The organism is Nostoc sp. UIC 10607 (assembly GCF_047228265.1).
Taxonomy (GTDB): Bacteria; Cyanobacteriota; Cyanobacteriia; order Cyanobacteriales; family Nostocaceae; genus Nostoc; species Nostoc foliaceum_A.
The window spans coordinates 1-410 of the sequence record NZ_JBIQNW010000260.1; the positions used below are offsets into that span (position 1 = coordinate 1).

Genomic DNA, 410 nt, shown 5'->3' on the forward strand with positions numbered 1-410 from the left:
TCAAAATAACAAGCGTTCGCAAGCTGGAAATAACCGATTGTATTGTGGTCAGCTACCGTATGGGGCCAGCCATCAAAACGGATGAAATCAAATTGATGGTTGGGACTCCTGACGAATTTATCAACTATGTAGTCAGTCACCCTATCCGCTATCGGCTGATTGCAGATCCGGGCGTTGGTAAAACCCCAACCACTGCGGTAATGATTAGCGAAATTGTCAAAGCTGGATGCACTCGCGGCAATACCGGGAAGGGTGAGAAAGTGCCTCACACTCTGGTTACGGTATCTTACCCCGGTGCGATCGCTTCACTCAAAGATAGCAATTACCCATTAGACCCGGATTTCTCACAAGTGCAAAAAAATTATTGAGATGAGTAAAATTTAGGAAAGGATATTTTATACATTAGTGGA

At 44.4% G+C, this 410-nt stretch carries 1 protein-coding gene; it reads left to right on the forward strand.

Annotated elements, in window-relative coordinates:
* Positions 1-368, forward strand: a 368-nt coding sequence (locus ACEYW6_RS36695) for a hypothetical protein (protein ID WP_412983678.1), incomplete at its 5' end; no start/stop codon positions are given.
* Positions 369-410 lie beyond the last annotated feature (42 nt).